At 73.8% G+C, this 16399-nt stretch carries 14 protein-coding genes and 1 pseudogene; 7 read left to right on the forward strand and 8 right to left on the reverse strand.

Annotated elements, in window-relative coordinates; all coding sequences use genetic code 11:
• Nucleotides 1-35: 35 nt before the first annotated feature.
• Nucleotides 36-686 carry an NADPH-dependent F420 reductase gene (locus ABZ801_RS10235; RefSeq protein WP_360695335.1) on the reverse strand — a complete coding sequence of 217 codons (651 nt, stop codon included), beginning with the start codon at nucleotides 684-686 and terminating at the stop codon, nucleotides 36-38.
• A gap of 104 nt (nucleotides 687-790) precedes the next feature.
• Here ABZ801_RS10235 and ABZ801_RS10240 point away from each other — a divergent pair, with 104 nt between their 5' ends.
• Entirely contained in the window at nucleotides 791-1159 is a 369-nt protein-coding gene (locus ABZ801_RS10240) for a helix-turn-helix domain-containing protein (RefSeq protein ID WP_344953464.1), read from the forward strand.
• 3 nt (nucleotides 1160-1162) lie between these two features.
• Here ABZ801_RS10240 and ABZ801_RS10245 read toward each other — a convergent pair whose 3' ends face one another.
• On the reverse strand, nucleotides 1163-1945 hold the full coding sequence (locus ABZ801_RS10245; RefSeq protein WP_360695339.1) for an enoyl-CoA hydratase-related protein: 783 nt from the start codon (nucleotides 1943-1945) through the stop codon (nucleotides 1163-1165).
• A 195-nt stretch (nucleotides 1946-2140) separates the two neighbouring features.
• On the opposite strand from ABZ801_RS10245, the gene ABZ801_RS10250 reads away from it, so the two are divergent.
• Both ABZ801_RS10250 and ABZ801_RS10255 read left to right on the forward strand, forming a co-directional pair.
• Entirely contained in the window at nucleotides 2141-5170 is a 3030-nt protein-coding gene (locus tag ABZ801_RS10250; RefSeq protein WP_360695342.1) for a DEAD/DEAH box helicase, read from the forward strand.
• Nucleotides 5170-6015 carry an SWIM zinc finger family protein gene (locus ABZ801_RS10255; RefSeq protein WP_360695345.1) on the forward strand — a complete coding sequence of 282 codons (846 nt, stop codon included), beginning with the start codon at nucleotides 5170-5172 and terminating at the stop codon, nucleotides 6013-6015. Before ABZ801_RS10250 ends, ABZ801_RS10255 begins: the two co-directional genes overlap by 1 nt.
• On the opposite strand, the gene ABZ801_RS10260 is transcribed toward ABZ801_RS10255, so the two are convergent.
• The 3 genes from ABZ801_RS10260 to ABZ801_RS10270 form a co-directional block, all read right to left on the reverse strand.
• Nucleotides 6012-6197, reverse strand: coding sequence for a hypothetical protein (locus ABZ801_RS10260; RefSeq protein ID WP_360695348.1), 186 nt, complete (start codon nucleotides 6195-6197; stop codon nucleotides 6012-6014). The genes ABZ801_RS10255 and ABZ801_RS10260 overlap by 4 nt on opposite strands.
• A gap of 140 nt (nucleotides 6198-6337) precedes the next feature.
• Nucleotides 6338-7180 carry a M55 family metallopeptidase gene (locus ABZ801_RS10265; protein WP_360695350.1) on the reverse strand — a complete coding sequence of 281 codons (843 nt, stop codon included), beginning with the start codon at nucleotides 7178-7180 and terminating at the stop codon, nucleotides 6338-6340.
• A gap of 47 nt (nucleotides 7181-7227) precedes the next feature.
• Complete coding sequence (locus tag ABZ801_RS10270) at nucleotides 7228-8472, reverse strand: sensor histidine kinase (RefSeq protein WP_360695353.1); 1245 nt, start codon at nucleotides 8470-8472, stop codon at nucleotides 7228-7230.
• 138 nt (nucleotides 8473-8610) lie between these two features.
• On the opposite strand from ABZ801_RS10270, the pseudogene ABZ801_RS10275 reads away from it, so the two are divergent.
• The 3 genes and pseudogenes from ABZ801_RS10275 to ABZ801_RS10285 form a co-directional block, all read left to right on the forward strand.
• Nucleotides 8611-8931 (forward strand): annotated as a pseudogene (locus tag ABZ801_RS10275) (ATP-binding cassette domain-containing protein); the annotation flags it as partial.
• Nucleotides 8932-9015: 84 nt separating this feature from the next.
• On the forward strand, nucleotides 9016-9279 hold the full coding sequence (locus ABZ801_RS10280; RefSeq protein ID WP_344953439.1) for a helix-turn-helix transcriptional regulator: 264 nt from the start codon (nucleotides 9016-9018) through the stop codon (nucleotides 9277-9279).
• Nucleotides 9276-9812, forward strand: coding sequence for a hypothetical protein (locus ABZ801_RS10285; RefSeq protein WP_360695356.1), 537 nt, complete (start codon nucleotides 9276-9278; stop codon nucleotides 9810-9812). Before ABZ801_RS10280 ends, ABZ801_RS10285 begins: the two co-directional genes overlap by 4 nt.
• Before the next feature lie 27 nt (nucleotides 9813-9839).
• Here the strand turns inward: ABZ801_RS10285 and ABZ801_RS10290 are convergent, their stop codons facing one another.
• Genes ABZ801_RS10290 through glgP form a run of 3 tightly spaced genes read right to left on the reverse strand, consistent with a single transcriptional unit; the run spans nucleotide 9840 to nucleotide 13671 of the window.
• Complete coding sequence (locus tag ABZ801_RS10290) at nucleotides 9840-10394, reverse strand: hypothetical protein (RefSeq protein WP_360695359.1); 555 nt, start codon at nucleotides 10392-10394, stop codon at nucleotides 9840-9842.
• On the reverse strand, nucleotides 10391-11008 hold the full coding sequence (locus ABZ801_RS10295; RefSeq protein WP_360695362.1) for a hypothetical protein: 618 nt from the start codon (nucleotides 11006-11008) through the stop codon (nucleotides 10391-10393). Before ABZ801_RS10295 ends, ABZ801_RS10290 begins: the two co-directional genes overlap by 4 nt.
• Nucleotides 11009-11043: 35 nt before the next feature.
• On the reverse strand, nucleotides 11044-13671 hold the full coding sequence (gene glgP, locus ABZ801_RS10300) for an alpha-glucan family phosphorylase (protein WP_360695365.1): 2628 nt from the start codon (nucleotides 13669-13671) through the stop codon (nucleotides 11044-11046).
• 432 nt (nucleotides 13672-14103) lie between these two features.
• Between glgP and ABZ801_RS10305 the strand changes: the two genes are divergently transcribed.
• Nucleotides 14104-16200, forward strand: a complete 2097-nt coding sequence (locus tag ABZ801_RS10305; RefSeq protein ID WP_360695368.1) for an alpha-1,4-glucan--maltose-1-phosphate maltosyltransferase — start codon at nucleotides 14104-14106, stop codon at nucleotides 16198-16200.
• The last annotated feature ends 199 nt before the right edge of the window (nucleotides 16201-16399 follow it).

Below are 16399 nucleotides of genomic sequence, written 5' to 3' on the forward strand. Positions count from 1 at the left end.
TGCTATCCATTGACAAACCCTTTGACCGGGGACAGTCACGGAGCTCCCGCGGCCACCTCCAGAGGCGGGAACATCGCCGCCGGGTCACCGCCCGCCGCCCAGACGCCGATCGCGAACGCCGTCGTCGCCTCGAGCAGCCCGGCCCGGTCCAGGCCGCCCCCGTCGACGGGCTCGCATCCGATGTCGCGCACCAGGCTCCGCACCGCGCGCAGGGCGTCGGCGTCGTCCCCGCACAGGGGGACGCCCAGGGGACGCCCGTCGAACACCGGCGGCGTCAGGCGCCACACGCTCTCGTGGCAGGTGTTGAACGCCTTCACCACACGGGCACCCCCTCGGGCGGCGTCAGCGATGCGCTGCGCCGCCGACGGCCCGTTGCCCGTCCGCAGGGTGAAGTCCGGCGGGCCGGTGGGGTTGGTGCAGTCGATGAGCACCTTTCCGCCGAGGGCGTCCGCCACGGCCTCCACCACGTCCAGCGCCCCCTCCCACCAGACGGCGAGCAGCACGACCTCACCGAACTCCGCTGCCTCACCCAGCGTCCCGCCGCGCGCCCCCTTGCCGATCCGCGCCGCCAGCGCCTCGGCCTTGGACGGCGTTCGCGCCCCGACGAAGACCTCGTGGCCAGCCCGTGCCCACTGCGTGGCGAGCGCGTCCGCCATGTTCCCGGCGCCCAGTGTCCCGATGCGCATCCCGACCTCCCGGTCGTCCCGTCGAATACGTTCGGACGGGACGCTAGGCGGTTCGTTACGCACCCCCGGGTGCGCATCGGAAGGGGCAGGCTGTGGACGACGCCATGAGAACAACCGACGACGTCTTCCTCGCGGACTGCCAGGCCCGCCTGGGGTTCGACCTGCTGTCCGGCACGTGGACGAGCGTGGTGCTGTACGCGCTGCGCGACGGCCCGACGCGTCCCGGCGAGCTGCGCGACCGCATCGGCGGCATCAGCCACAAGGTCCTCACCGAGACGCTGCGCCGGCTGGAGCGCAACGGCCTGGTGGCCCGCCGCCGCTACGCCGAGGCCCCGCCGCGCGTGGAGTACGAGCTGACCGAGCCGGGCCGCGGCCTCCTGGAGCCGATCACCGCCCTGGGCCGCTGGAGCGCCCGCCACGCCGACGAGGTCCTCGCCGCCCAGCGGCGAGCCGCCCCGGACGACGACTGGTGAGGCTCAGCGGCCGGTGAAGGTCGCCTTGCCCGGCCCCTGCTCCATGAAGCTGCGCATGCCGGTCGCCTGGTCCTCGGTGGCGAACAGCGCGGCGAACTGCGTCCGCTCCATCTCCAGGCCGGTCTCCAGGTCGACCTCGAGCCCCGCGTCGATCACCTGCTTGGCGGCGCGCAACGCCAGCGCCGGCCCGCCGACGAACGTCGCGGCCCACTCCCGCGCCGCCGTGTAGACCTCGCCGTCCGGCACGACCCGGTCGACCAGGCCCATGGCCAGCGCCTCGGGGGCGGCCACGTGCCGCCCCGAGAAGATCAGGTCCTTGGCCTTGGCGGGACCGACCAGCCGCGCCAGCCGCTGCGTGCCGCCCGCGCCGGGGATGATGCCGAGCTGGATCTCCGGCTGGCCCACCTTGGCGCCCTCCCCCGCGACGCGGAAGTCGGCCGCCAGCGCCACCTCCAGGCCGCCGCCGAGCGCGTAACCGGTGATCGCTGCGATGACCGGCTTGGGGATCGCCGCCAGGGCCTTGGTGAAGTCCTGCAGCAGCCGCGAGGGCGCGCCGGACATCTGCGCGAACGACAGCGGCGCCATCTCCTTGATGTCGGCGCCCGCCGCGAACACCCGCTCGCCGCCGTAGAGGATCACCGCGGCCACCGTCTCGTCCTGGGTGACCTCCCGCGCCGCCTCCACGAGCTCCCGCTGCATCGACGCGTTCAGGGCGTTCATCTTCGGCCGGTCCAGCCGGATCGTCCCGATGCCGTCCTCCACCTCGACACGCACGAACTCGCCCACAACGACCTCCCGTGATCGAACAACGCCCCGAGCCTAACGATGTCCGTGTGGGGGACGACCCCCTACACCCCCGTCAGTCGGACGGGCAATCCTCACTCCGCTAGCGCTCCGTTGCGGTTGCCCGTCCTCCGGGTGTCGGTCCTCGCTGGTAGCTTCGGGGACGCTCGGTAACGGCTCTCTCGGGGATCACTCTTCATGCTCGTCGCGCACGCCACCTGGCATGGGGGCGCGCTCTGCCTGTGGGCGGAGCGCACCGGCCCGTACCGGCCGCATCCCGACGTGCACCCGTTCGCCACCCGGGACTTCACCGGCACCTCCTACGAGCCGCTGGTGAAGGGCGCGTTCCGGGTCGAGCTGACGATGACGCTGCCCACGCACGGCGATCATCCGCTGCCGTCCCCGGAGTGCGGCGCCGAGGGCGTCGTCCCGGAGGAGCTGCGGGCCTGGCGGGTGCCCGCGCTGGTGCTGGAGCCGTTCCCGGCGATGACGCTGCTGCAGCTGGCCGAGCACAGCGCCGACGTGGTCCCCGGCAGCGACCTGCGGTTCCTGTGCCTGCTGGCGGACGAGGCGATGCGGCTGACCGGGCGTGGGCAGGTGCTGCCGGCGCTGCTGCGCGAGGACGGCGACCTGGTGGCGCGGTGGCGTCCCGTCATCGACGATCCCGCCCGTTTCGCCGACCTGGCGCGCGCGATGCCCGCCGCCTGCCGCGCCGCCGGCGGCGGGCGCCCCGCCGCCGAGGTGCTGCGCGAGGCGCTGTCGGGCCTGGTCGACACGGCCGTGCGGGGCGTGGTGCCGCATCCGCTGTTGCCGCCGCGCCGCGGCAAGGCGCCCGACCGCGTGCCGCTGGCCGAACGCTGGGTGGAGGCGCTGACCGGCCCCAACTTCAGCGTGCCGCGCGAGCCGGGTGACGACGCCGACGACCTGATCGCCGAGCTGGACGCCTGGGCCGCCGCCTCCCGCCGTCCCGCCGGGCCGCTGCGCGTGTGCTTCCGCCTGGTGGAGCCCGGCGCCGCCACGACGGACGTCCCCGACGCCCCCGGCGACGCGGACGAGGAGGCCGACGACGACGCCTGGCGCGTGGAGTTCGCCCTGCAGGGCACCGACGACCCCAGCCTGTACGTCCCGGCCGCCACGGTCTGGGCGGGCGAGGCCACGTCGATCGCGGCCGCCGAGGAGACGCTGCTCACCGGCCTGGGACGCGCCCTTCGCCTGTTCCCCGACCTGACGGCCGCGCTCGACTCCCCCACACCCGCCGAGCTGACCCTCGACACCGCGGGCGCGTTCCGCTTCCTGCGGCAGGCCGCGCCGATGCTGGCCGCCGCCGGTTTCGGCGTGCTGCTGCCGCAGTGGGCGGGCAAGGCCAAGCTCGGCATGCGCCTCACCACCCGAGCGCAGGACGGGGAGGGGTCGGGCGCGGCGGCGTCGTCCGGGTTCGACCTGGGCAGCATGGTGAACTTCCGCTGGGACCTGGCCATCGGCGACGAGACCGTCGACGAGGACGAGCTGGAGGAGCTGGCCCGGCTCAAGACGCCCCTGGTGCGGCTGCGCGGCCAGTGGGTGGAGCTGGACGAGCAGCAGCTGCAGGCCGCCCTGGACTTCCTGCGCCATCCCCGCCGCGGCCGGATGACCGCCGCCGAGGCGATGCGCGCGGTCATCCACGCCGGCGACGACGCCCTCCCGCTCCTCGGCGTCGACGCCGACGGCGCGTTCGGCGACCTGCTGTCCGGCGAGGCCGACCGCCGCCTCACCCCGCTGGCGACCCCGGACGGCCTGAGCGCCGAGCTGCGCGCCTACCAGCGGCGGGGGCTGGCCTGGCTGGCGTTCATGAACGGTCTCGGCCTCGGCGCCGTCCTCGCCGACGATATGGGGTTGGGAAAGACCGTCTCGGTGCTGTCCCTGCTGGTGCACGAGCGGGGGGACGGGCGGGGCGACGGGGCGGCCGCGCCGGGGCCGACGCTGCTGGTGGTGCCCATGTCGCTGGTGGGCAACTGGCAGCGGGAGGCGGCCAAGTTCGCGCCGAAGCTGCGCGTGTACGTCCACCACGGCACGGGGCGGCACCGCGACGACGATCTCGTCCGGGCGGCGGCGCAGGCCGATCTGGTCGTCACCACGTACGGCACGGCGGCCCGCGACGCGGCGATGCTGGCGCGCGTCACCTGGGAGCGGGTGGTGTGCGACGAGGCGCAGGCGCTGAAGAACAGCGGCACCCGGCAGGCCCGCGCCATCCGCGGCATCCCGGCCCGCACGCGGATCGCGCTGACCGGCACGCCGGTGGAGAACCACCTGACGGAGCTGTGGTCGATCCTGGAGTTCGCCAATCCGGGGCTGCTGGGCCCGCGGGCGGCGTTCCGGGAGCGGTTCGCGATCCCGATCGAGCGGGACGGGGACGAGGGCGCGGCCCAGGCGCTGCGGCGCGCCACCCGGCCGTTCGTGCTGCGCCGCCTGAAGACCGACAAGGCGATCATCTCCGACCTGCCGGAGAAGCAGGAGATCAAGGTCTACTGCAACCTGACCCCCGAGCAGGCCTCGCTGTACCAGGCGACGCTGGACGACATGCTGGAGCGCATCGCCGAGAGCGAGGAGGACAAGCGGCGGGGCCTGGTGCTGGCGACGATGGCGCGGCTCAAGCAGGTCTGCAACCATCCGGCGCAGCTGCTCAAGGACGGGTCGCGGCTGCCGGGCCGGTCGGGCAAGCTAGAGCGGCTGGAGGAGATCTGCGCGCAGGTCGTCGAGCAGGGTGAGAAGGCGCTGGTGTTCACCCAGTACGCCGAGTTCGGGGCGATGCTGCGGCCGTACCTGGCGGCGCGGCTGGAGCGGCCGGTGCTGTGGCTGCACGGCGGCACGTCCCGGCGCCGGCGTGACGAGCTGGTGCGGCACTTCCAGGAGGACGACGAGCCGGCGGTGTTCCTGCTGTCGCTGAAGGCGGCGGGCACCGGGCTGACGCTGACGGCCGCCAACCACGTGGTGCACGTCGACCGGTGGTGGAATCCGGCCGTGGAGGACCAGGCCACCGACCGGGCGTTCCGCATCGGCCAGACCAGGAACGTGCAGGTCCGCAAGCTCGTCTGCGTCGGCACGATGGAGGAGCGGATCGACGAGATGATCGACCGCAAGAAGGCGCTGGCCGAGTCGGTGGTCGGCAGCGGGGAGGACTGGCTGACCGAGCTGTCGGTCGCCGAGCTGCGCGACGTGCTGCGCCTGTCCCCCGAGGCGGTGAGCGACTGATGAGCGGGTTCTTCGAGTACCGCGACCCGATCCCGGTGGAGGACGGCATCCGGGCCCGCACCCGCCGCGGCTCGATCGGCGCGCGGTGGTGGTCGCGGCGGTTCGTCGACCTGATCGAGGCGTCCGGCGACACCGGACGGTTGCAGCGCGGCCGCGCGTACGCCCGCAAGGGCCAGGTCATCGATCTCAAAGTGGCGCCGTACGAGGTGACCGCGCGCGTGCAGGGCTCGGTGGACGAGCCGTACGAGGTGGCCGTCGGCATCGACGCGCTCTCGGAGGTCGAGTGGCGCGCGGTGGAGGGCGAGCTGGCGTCCCGGGCGGTGTTCCGGGCGCGGCTGCTGGCCGGGGAGATGCCGCCGGAGATCGAGGACGTGCTGGCGGAGCTGGGGTTGTCGCTGTTCCCCGAGTCGGCGGCCGGCCTGCACCTGATGTGCACCTGCCCGGACTACGGCGACCCCTGCAAGCACGCCGCCGCGGTGCTCTACCTGCTCGCCGAGGCGTTCGACGACGATCCGTTCCTGGTGTTGCAGTGGAACGGCCGTACCAAGGAGCAGTTGCTCACGGCGTTGCGGCGGCTGCCCGCCGCCTCCCCCGACCCGGTGGACGCGGACGGTGCGGACGACGAGCCGCTGTCACCATCCGGCTTCTGGACGGCCCCCACGGGCCTGGCGCACCTGCGCGAGCGGCCGCCCGCCCCTCCGGTGCCCCCCGGTTTCATCCTGCGCGTCGCCGCTCCCCCGCCGGTGCGGATCCGGCGCCGTGAGCTGACGGACGTCCTCGCCCCCGCCTATGAGGCGCTCGCGTCGGCGAGCTTCGACTTCGACGAGCGCCGCGACGACGGCTAGCGCGACGGCTTGCACGAGGGCTGGCTCGACGGCCCGGCGCATTCGACGCAGGCCAGCACGGGCGCCCCGTCCGGAAGGTCGCCGATCCGCTCGGTGGGGCGGGGCCAGCGCTTCTCGCAGACCGCGCAGGCGTGACCGGCGCGCTGCGCGGGCGACAGCGGCGCGGGGTCCACGACCGCCACACGGGGTTCCTGGGGTACGACTGCAACGACGTTCACATACATGTCAACGCATAACGCGACATGTCCGTTACGGTCGGGCGACGAAACGTTTCCCGCGGCGGCCCCGGCGCGGCGCCGCCGCCGTGCTCGGCCGCACCCGCTCAGTCGTAGTGCAGGCCGGTGCAGCCGACCTCGCCGCCGATGGTCGCGCACACCCCGAGCAGCCCCACGACCTCGGCATAGTCGCCGGTGGTGAACTCGGTGGCGCGCGGCCCCGCCAGCTTGACGCCGGGGATCACCGCGCAGGACTGGGCGATGGACGTGGAGCTCCACTCGATGCCCAGCGTGTACGGGGCGGGGACGGTGTGGAGGCGCCAGCGGGCCGGGTCCGCGAGGGCCCGGCGCGCCCCCTCGTAGATCATCTCCTGGGCGCGGGCGGGCGGCACCAGCTCGGCGGCGTACCGGTCGCTGCCCTTCTTCACCGCGACGGTCTCCACGTCGCCGAGCACCTCGCGGGCCTCGCGGCAGGCGGCCTCGTCCCCGGCGACCAGGCCCACCGGCACGCCCAGGGTGCCCGCGTAGGCGGCCATCAGCCGGATCTCCCCCGCCACCTCGCCGTTGAGGTAGGCGTTGTGGATCTCCCGGCCCATCCAGGTGTGGTTGAGCACGCCGCGCGGCGTCCCGGCACGGGCGTGGTAGCCCACGTACAGCGCCACGTCGAACGAGGCGTTCAGCCCCTCGGCCATGCGCATCGGCTTGTACGGGCCGCGCACGAGGGTGCAGCGCCGGTCGATGAGGTCGGCGCGCAGGTTGCGGCCCATGCCGTGCGCGTCGGTGACCACGACCGTGTCGGCGCCGGCGTCGTAGGCGGCGCGGACGGCGGCGTTGGCGTCGGCGGTCATCAGCTCGCAGCCGCGTTCGTAGCCGCGGCCGGGGGCGCGCATCTCCTCGGGGTCGGTCAGCCCGGAGACGCCCTCCATGTCGACCGAGACGAAGACCTTCATGACCCCCCATGGTGCCCCGGCCGCGCGCCCGAGGCGACCCGCCCCGGTCACGGCGTGGCGGACCGGTCTCCGGCCGGTCGCGGGCCGGGACGGCCCTCGCGCAGCGGCAGGCGGGCGCGGACGTGGAAGCCGCCGCCGGGACGGGCCCGCGCGGTCAGCTCGCCGCCCAGTGCCCGTGCCCGTTCCCGCATGCCGTCGACGCCGGTGCCGCCGCCGGGCGACGGTTTCGCGGCGGCGGGGCCGTCGTCCTCGATCTCCACGTGCAGCGCGTCGTCGCGGTAGCGGATGCGCACCCGCGCGGACGCCGCGTCCGAGTGGCGGGTGACGTTGGTCAGGGACTCCTGGACGATCCGGTAGGCGGCCAGGTCGGTCTCGGGCGGCAGCGGCCTCGGCTCGCCCTCGATGGTGGTGCGCACGGCCAGCCCGGCTGCCCCGGCGCGTCCGGTCAGCTCGTCCAGGCGGGCCAGCCCGGGTGCGGCGGGCGCGGGGGACGCGCCCTGGCCGGCCTCGTCGACCTGGCGCAGCACCCCCAGGGTGGCGCGCAGCTCGCGCAGCGCGTCCTTGCTGGCCTGCCGGATCGCGCCGAGCGCGGCCTCCGCGCCGTCCGGGTCGCGGGCCAGCCCGTGCAGCGCCGCGTTGGCCTGCACGTTGATCAGCGAGATGTTGTGGCCGAGGGCGTCGTGCAGCTCGCGGGCGATGCGCAGGCGTTCCTCGGTGGCGCGGCGGCGGGCCTCCTCCTCGCGGCCGCGTTCGGCGGCCAGCGCGCGCCGTTCGGCCTCGCGCAGGTAGGCGCGGCGGTTGCGCACCACCCCGCCGACCGCGACGACCGCGACGAACCACCCGGCCAGCATCCACAGCGCCGCGTCCTGCAGGTGGTTGACGGTGCTGGTGAGCTCGCCCGCCGCGACGAAGCCCATGGCCGCGGCGCCGAGCAGCACCGCGACGACCACCGACCCCTCGGCGGCGACCGTGTAGAGCGCTATGACGAACGTGAGCAGCAGCGGCCCGTCCGGCTCGGTGTAGGGGTAGTACACAGCGCAGGCGGCCATCGTCACCACGCACACCGCGACGGGCCGCACGCGCCGCCAGTACAGCGCCCCGCACGTCACGATCATCAGCGGCCAGCCGACCCCCGGGCCGTGCAAGGAGCCCGGGTCGCGGGCCAGCGCCACCAGGACGATCGAGGCCATCACGAGGAACATGGCGGCGGCCAGCGCCGCGTCCGCGCGGCGTCCCCGCCACGGCCGGACCCATCGCCCGGCACGCTTCTGGAACTGCTGGGGGGATCGCACCCCCCAATCCTGCCAGCGCCCGGCCCCGCTCCCTCGATCCGTCTGTTGCACCTATCTTATGGGATGTAGTACTACTGCTATCAGACGTTAAGGAGATACTGCGATCTTTCAAGGAACTTGTATGACCGGGGGAAGCGGATGAGCGATCCAGTGATCAGGACGCGGGGGCTGCGCGTGCGCTACGGCCGCACGGAGGTGCTGCGCGGCGTCGACCTGGAGGTCCGCGCGGGTGAGGTGTTCGCGCTGCTGGGCCCCAACGGCGCGGGCAAGACCACCACCGCCGAGGTGCTGGAGGGGTTCCGGCGGCGCTCGGCGGGCGAGGTGACGGTGCTCGGCACCGACCCCGAGCACGGCGACGAGGCCTGGCGCGGACGGATCGGCGTCGTCCTGCAGGACTGGCGCGACCATCCGCGCTGGCGGGTACGGCGGCTGGTCGCCCACCTGGCCGAATTCCACGCGCGGCCGCGGGACCCCGACGAGCTGCCGGCGGCACGGCCGGCCGGGCGGCGCCTGCGCGCCGCGTACTGACGCGGGAGGCTTGTGATGGCCACCGACAAGGAGAAGGTCTACAACCGGATCGCGATGCTGCGGGCCGAACGCGGTGTGTCGCGCCGCGACCTGGCCGCCGCGCTGGAGGTCCACTACCAGACGGTGGGCTACCTGGAGCGCGGCGAGTACAGCCCGAGCCTGCACCTGGCGCTGCGCATCGCCGACTACTTCGAGGTGCCGGTCGAGGTGGTGTTCTCGCTGACCCCCTTCCCGCGCCTGGGCGCCACGGACACGACGAACGACGGGAGCCGATCATGAAGCCGCGCAACCGGCGCGAGGAACGGATGCTGGCGGTGCTGGAGCGCGAGACGCCGCGCTACCAGACCAGGGAGAGACGGCGGAGGCTGGTGGTCGCGGCCGGCGGATGCCTGGGGCTGATGTGGGCGGCGGCGGTCGTCTGCTGGTTCCTGGCGCCCAGCACCGCCGCGATGGTCACCACGTTCGTCCTGTGGGGGCTGGCATTGGCGCTGGGCACCCAGTTGTGGGGAATGATCCACATCGTCACCCGGGGCACCGCCAGCCTTCCCGTACACCTGCTGGACGAGCGGCAGATCCGCGAGCGGCTGAGCGCCCACCCCATCGCCCACCGCCTGACCCTCCTGCTGCTGCTCGTGGTGTTCTTCGTCGTCGGCCTGGCGCTGCGAGGGGACAAGCCGGAGGTGCCCAGCGCGGCGGCCACCGTGCTGCTGTTCGCGCTGATGGCCACCGTGTGGTCGCTGCCGATGCTGGTCACCGCCTGGCGCATGTCCGACCCGCCCCCCGAGGAGGAGGACGAGGCAGAGGTCGCCTGATCCCGCCGGGTGGGCGCTGAAGGACTCTCAGGGCGACGCGGTGACGCGCCGGGCGACGGCCACCGCGTCGCCCTCGACGGCGGCGGCGCCCTTGGCTGCCGAGGCGTACCGCACGGTGACGCGCAGGGCACCGCGACGCACCAGGACAGTGGTGACGGGCAGCATGCCGCGGTCCGTCACCACGCACGCCTCGTCGCCGAGCCCCGGTGGGCGTCCCACCGGGCCGAGCCCGGTCAGCGACGCGCAGCCGCGACGGTGGCCCTCCTCGGCCCTGCCGGGCGTCCACGCCTTCTCGACCCTGACCTCAAGGCGGGCGTGACGCGGCGACGGGGCGCTGGTCTCGCACTCCGCGCCCGTGCGGCCGCCCTCGTCGCGCGCCACCTCCCCGCCGGGGACGAGCGCCGTGACCGACGCGTCCCGGCAGGGGGCGCGCAGCGTGCGGGGCTCGCCCAGCGGCAGCATCCCGGTCAGCTGCCCGGTCAGCACCGTCATGGAGCCGACCAGGCAGCCGCCGAACAGGCCGAGGACGACCCGTCCGACCTGGGTGGAGGCCAGTTCCCGCAGCGACGCCCGCCCGCTCACCGGCCCGCCTCCAGCACCCCGGCCGCCAGCCGCCCCAGCGGCTCGCGCCGCGCGGCGGTGCCCGCCACCCCGACGACGCTCAACACCAGATCGCCGCGCCGCGCCAGCAGCCGGTAGGCCGGGGACTGCCCGTCGTAGTACGTGCCCGCGCACGCCGCCGCCTGCTCGCCGATCCCGGTGACGGTCCGCAGCCGGCAGATGCCGTAGTCGTCGGACAGGCCCGCGGCGAACTCCCTGGCCGCCCGCTCGGCGCCCGGACGCACCACGATCCTCTCCCGTTTCCCCGGGTCGGTGTCCTCGCGGTGCGCGCCGTACCGCGTCAACCGCAGCGTCAGGGCGGGCTCCGCCGTCCCCTTCGGGGCGAGGGCGCACTCCCTGCTCGCCGACCACGCCTCGCCCGGCTCGCCGGAGCCGGACGACGACACCACGACCGCGCCGGGCAGCGCCTCGTCCAGCGGCTCGGCGGGCGCCAGATTGCAGGGCGAGCGCACGGCGCGGACGGGGTCGTCCCGTTCGCCGGAGGTGCCGTGCACCCGCCAGACGACGCCGCCGCCGAAGGCCAGGCCGACGACGGCGGCGGCCGCCACGGAGGCGACCCGCGGAAACCGGTCCATGATCGGATGATTATGGACCGGTTTCCGGCGCGGTGTCAGCGCAGGTCGCCGTTGGTCATGCCGTGCGGCGCGGGCGGGAGGGCGATCAGGCCCGTCTCGGCGTGGTGCGCCAGCAGGCGGTGCCGGGGGACGACGCGCACGCTGTAGCCGAACGCGCCGCTGCGCCGCAGCGGCACCTCGCCGACGTAGCGCAGCCGCTCGTTCTCGGCCGGCTCGGCCGGGGTCAGCTCCAGGTACGACGGGTCGATCAGCGCGTCGGACTCGTCGACCCGGCCGTAGGCGGCCTCGACCGCCACGTCGGACGGGTCCAGCCCGGCCAGGTCAACGACGACCCGCACGGCCAGCCGGCCGCCCAGGTGCGGGCTCTCCTCCCCGCTGGACTCCACGTGCTCGACGGCCACACCCGGCCAGGCCTTGGCGACCCGCTGCTTCCAGGCCGCCAGCTCGCGGGCGCCGGCGTACCCGTCGGCGCTCATCGCCCGCGACGCGACCGCCGCCGGGGTGTACAGGTCGGTGACGTAGTCGCGCACCATGCGCGAGGCGAGCACCTTGGGGCCGAGCGTGGCGATGGTGTGCTTGACCATCTCCAGCCAGCGGCGCGGCAGGCCCGAGGAGTCGCGGTCGTAGAACATCACCGCGACGTGGTCCTCGATCAGCTCGTACAGGGCGGCCGCCTCCAGGGCGTCGCGGCGGTCGGGGCCGGCCAGGCCGTCGGCGGACGGGATCGCCCAGCCGTTCTGCCCGTCGTACCACTCGTCCCACCAGCCGTCGCGGATGGACAGGTTGAGGCCGCCGTTCAGCGCCGCCTTCATGCCGGACGTGCCGCACGCCTCCAGCGGACGCAGCGGGTTGTTCATCCACACGTCGCAGCCCTGCACCAGGAACCGCCCGAGCGCCATGTCGTAGTCGGGCAGGAACACGATGCGGTGCCGCACGTCCTCGCGGTCGGCGAAGCGCACGATCTCCTGGATGAGCCGCTTGCCGCCCTCGTCGGCGGGGTGCGCCTTGCCCGCGATGACGATCTGCACGGGCCGTTCGGGGTCCAGCAGGATCGAGCGCAGGCGCTCGGGGTCGCGCAGCATCAGCGTGAGCCGCTTGTAGGACGGGACGCGGCGGGCGAACCCGATCGTCAGCACGTCCGGGTCGAGCGCCTCGTCGATCCAGGACACCTCGGCCTCGCTGGCGCCGCGCTGCCGCCACGACTCGCGCAGCCTGCGGCGGGCCTCGACGACGAGCCGTTCGCGCAGGTCGCGGCGCACCCGCCACAGGTCGGGCTCGGGCAGGTCGCGCACCTGCTGCCAGCCCTGCCCGGACTCCACCACCGACGGCGCCTCGCGCGCGACCAGGTCCAGGATCTCCCGGGACACCCAGGTGCCCGCGTGCACCCCGTTGGTGATCGACCCGACCGGGACCTCGGCGGTGTCGAAGCCGCCCCACAGGCCGCCGAACATCTCGCGGCTGACCCGGCCGTGCAGCTCGCTGACGCCGTTGACGCGCTGGGCCAGCCGCATGCCCATGACCGCCATGTTGAACACGGCGGGGTCGCCGTCGGGGTAGGTCTCGGCGCCCAGGTCCAGCACGCGTCCCAGCGGCACGTCGCGGCTCTCGGCGTCGCCGCCGAAGTAGCGTTCGATCAGCTCGCGGGGGAACCGGTCGATGCCCGCGGGGACCGGGGTGTGGGTGGTGAACACCGTCCCGGCGCGCACCGCCTCCAGGGCCTCGTCGAACGTCAGGCCCTCCTCCGACACCAGCTCGCGGATGCGTTCCAGGCCGAGGAACCCGGCGTGCCCCTCGTTGGTGTGGAACACCTCGGGGGCCGGGTGGCCGGTGATGCGGCAGTACGCGCGGATGGCGCGGACACCGCCGATGCCCAGCAGCATCTCCTGCAGCAGCCGGTGGTCGCCACCGCCCCCGTACAGGCGGTCGGTGATGTCACGGGCGGCCTGGTCGTTGTCCTCGACGTCGGAGTCGAGCAGCAGCTGCGGCACCCGGCCCACGCGCGCCAGCCAGACCTGCGCGTGCAGGCTGCGTCCCTGCGGCAGGCCGATCGTGACCCGCACCGGCGCGCCGTCGGCGTCGCGCAGCAGGGTCAGCGGCAGCCCGTTGGGGTCGATCGGCGGGTAGCGCTCCAGCTGCCAGCCGTCGCGCGACAGCGACTGGGCGAAGTAGCCGTGCCGGTACAGCAGCCCGACGGCGATGATCGGCACGCCGAGGTCGCTGGCGGTCTTGAGGTGGTCGCCCGCCAGGATGCCGAGGCCGCCGGAGTACTGCGGCAGCGCGGCGGTGATCCCGTACTCGGGCGAGAAGTAGGCGATCGCCTCGGCGGGCCGGCCGTTCCCGGATCCCCCGGCCGGCGCGGATTCGGTCAGGGACTGGTACCACCGGGGGGCGGTCAGATACTCGCGCAGATCCTCGGCGGTGTCCTCCAGGCGCCGCAGGAAGCGCCGGTCTGCGGCCAGCTGCTCCAGCCGGTCCGGGGACACCTCGCCCAGCAGGCGCACCGGGTCGTGCCCGACCGCCTCCCACAGCGCGGGATCCACCGAACGAAGCAGGTCTCTGGTCTCGTGGTGCCACGACCAGCGCAGGTTGAGGATCAGCTCCTCCAGCGGACGCAGCGGCTCCGGCAGGACGGTGCGTACGGTGAATCGTCGTATTGCCCTCACGAAACGCCACGTTAGGCGCCGTGCGCGGCTCCTGGCGACCCCGCTACGGGATCATCACCGTTCGGTTGGGGGCCGCCGGCGGCGCCCGCAAGGGTGGCGGCGGGTCACCGAACCCGTACGGAACGGCGCTCCCGCGGCCGCCGCCGGCCGGGGCGCGCCGCCCGGCATCTCCGCAGATCAGGACGTCCTTAGAGAAAAGGTTGCTTCTGCGTTGCCCGGACGTTCCCGAGGCGAACCCGGGCAACGGCCGCGTCTCGCCGCCGGCCGGGTCGCGGACACGGCCCGGCGATCACCATGAGGTCACGATCCCCCCTCGGCCAGTCGCAGAGCGTGTCCGGAAAATCGCGGAAAGTTTCCCGAAAACTACATGACGGTAAGGGGCGGATCGCGGGCATGGAAGTTTTGGAAATCGCGAGCGGGTAGAGGTGGCGCATGCGACGTCCCGAAGAAACAGGCCCCGGACGGGCAGGGGCCGAACCGTCCGCCCACCGGGAGGCGCCGCGCATCGGGCGCATTCCGATCCTGGACGTCGAACCGCTGGTGGGCTGCGGCCGGTGGCCCGCCAAGGCGGTGGTGGGCGAATCGTTCCAGGTGACCGCGACCGTGTTCCGCGAGGGGCACGAGATGCTCGGCGCCGAGGTGGTGCTGCGCGATCCGGGCGGCCGGGTGCAGCCGCCGGTGCGCATGGCCGAACTGGCCCCCGGCACCGACCGGATGGGCGCCGAGGTCGCCCCGACCGGGCCGGGGCACTGGCATTTCCGGATCGAGGCGTGGGGCGACCCCGTCGCGCACTGGCGGCACGACGCGGAGATCAAGGTGCCGCGCGGCCAGGACGTGGAGCTGATGCTCACCGAGGGGTCGCTGCTGTTCGAACGGGCCGCCGAGGGACTGCCGGGCAAGGACCGTCCCACGTTCACCCGGCTGGCCCGGCTGCTGGCCGACCGCACCGTCCCGCCGACGCGGCGGCTGGAGGCGGTGGGCGACCCGGACGTGCTCGATCTGATCGACCGCTACCCGCTGCGCGACCTGCTCACCACCACCGACTGGTTCCCGCTGGCGGTGCACCGCGAGCGGGCGCTCACCGGGGCGTGGTACGAGTTCTTCCCCCGGTCGGAGGGCGCGTCCTACGACCCGATGGGGCGGCGCGGGCCGATGTCTGGCACGTTCCGCACCGCCATGAAGCGGCTTCCCGCCATCGCCGACATGGGGTTCGACGTGGTGTACCTGCCGCCCATCCACCCGATCGGCACGACGTTCCGCAAGGGCCCCAACAACACCCTGGAGGCCGGGCCGTACGACCCGGGCTCGCCGTGGGCGATCGGCTCCCCCGACGGCGGGCACGACGCCGTCCACCCCGACCTCGGCACGATCGAGGACTTCGACGCGTTCGTGCGGTACGCCGGCGACCTGGGCCTTGAGGTGGCGCTGGACCTGGCGCTGCAGTGCTCGCCCGACCACCCGTGGGTGCGCGAGCATCCCGAGTGGTTCACCACCCGCGCCGACGGCACGATCGCCTACGCGGAGAACCCGCCCAAGAAGTACCAGGACATCTATCCGCTCAACTTCGACAACGACCCGGAGGGCATCTACCGGGAGGTGCTGCGGGTCGTGCGGCACTGGATGGACCACGGCGTGCGGATCTTCCGGGTGGACAACCCGCACACCAAGCCGGTGCCGTTCTGGGAGCGGCTGCTGGCCGAGATCGACCGCACCGATCCCGACGTGATCTTCCTGGCCGAGGCGTTCACCCGCCCGGCCATGATGCACACCCTGGCCAAGATCGGTTTCCACCAGTCGTACACCTACTTCACCTGGAAGAACTCCCAGTGGGAGCTGGAGGAGTACTTCCGGGAGCTGAGCGGGGACACGGCGGCGTACATGCGGCCGAACGTGTTCGTCAACACCCCCGACATCCTCAACGAGTACCTGGTGCACGGCGGGCGGCCCGCGTTCGAGATCCGCGCGATCCTGGCGGCGCTGCTGTCGCCGACGTGGGGCGTGTACTCCGGCTACGAGCTGATCGAGAACGTGCCGGTGCGGCCCGGCAGCGAGGAGTACCGCGACTCGGAGAAGTACCAGTACCGGCCGCGCGACTGGGAGGCGGCCGAGCGCGAGGGCCGCAGCATCGCCCCGCTGATCACCCGGCTGAACGCGTTCCGGCGCGGGCATCCGGCCCTGCACCGGCTGCGCAACCTGCGCTTCCACCACGTGGACCAGCCCGAGCTGATCTGCTTCTCCAAGCGGGTGACCGCGGCGGTGCCGTCGGCGGAGGTGCACCCCGAGACCGGGGAGTCGCTGGTCGCGCTCGACGACACCGTGCTGGCCGTGGTGAACCTCAACCCGCACATGGTCCGCGAGGCGACCGTTCATCTGGACATGGCCGCGCTGGGCCTGGACCCCGACGCGGAGTTCGTGGTCACCGACGAACTGTCGGGCGAGTCCTACACCTGGCGGCAGGCCAACTACGTCCGTCTCGACCCCCATATCCAGCCGGCCCACATCTTCACGCTCCGGAGAGACGACAGTTGAGCGACCGCGACACGCCTCCAGCTCCCCGAGAAGGAAACCGTCACCCCGCGCGAACCCCTCGCCCCCCCGCTCCACCGCCGGGCGACGCCGAGCTCGCCGACGCGGCGCCCGGCGACACGGCCCGCGCGGGCCGTGTGGACCGCGCCGATCCGCCCGAGGCGGACCGCGCCGGCCGCGCCGGGCAGGACGTCGCCCCGGG

Source organism: Actinomadura sp. NPDC047616, from assembly GCF_040642915.1.
Taxonomy (GTDB): domain Bacteria; phylum Actinomycetota; class Actinomycetes; order Streptosporangiales; family Streptosporangiaceae; genus Spirillospora; species Spirillospora miaoliensis.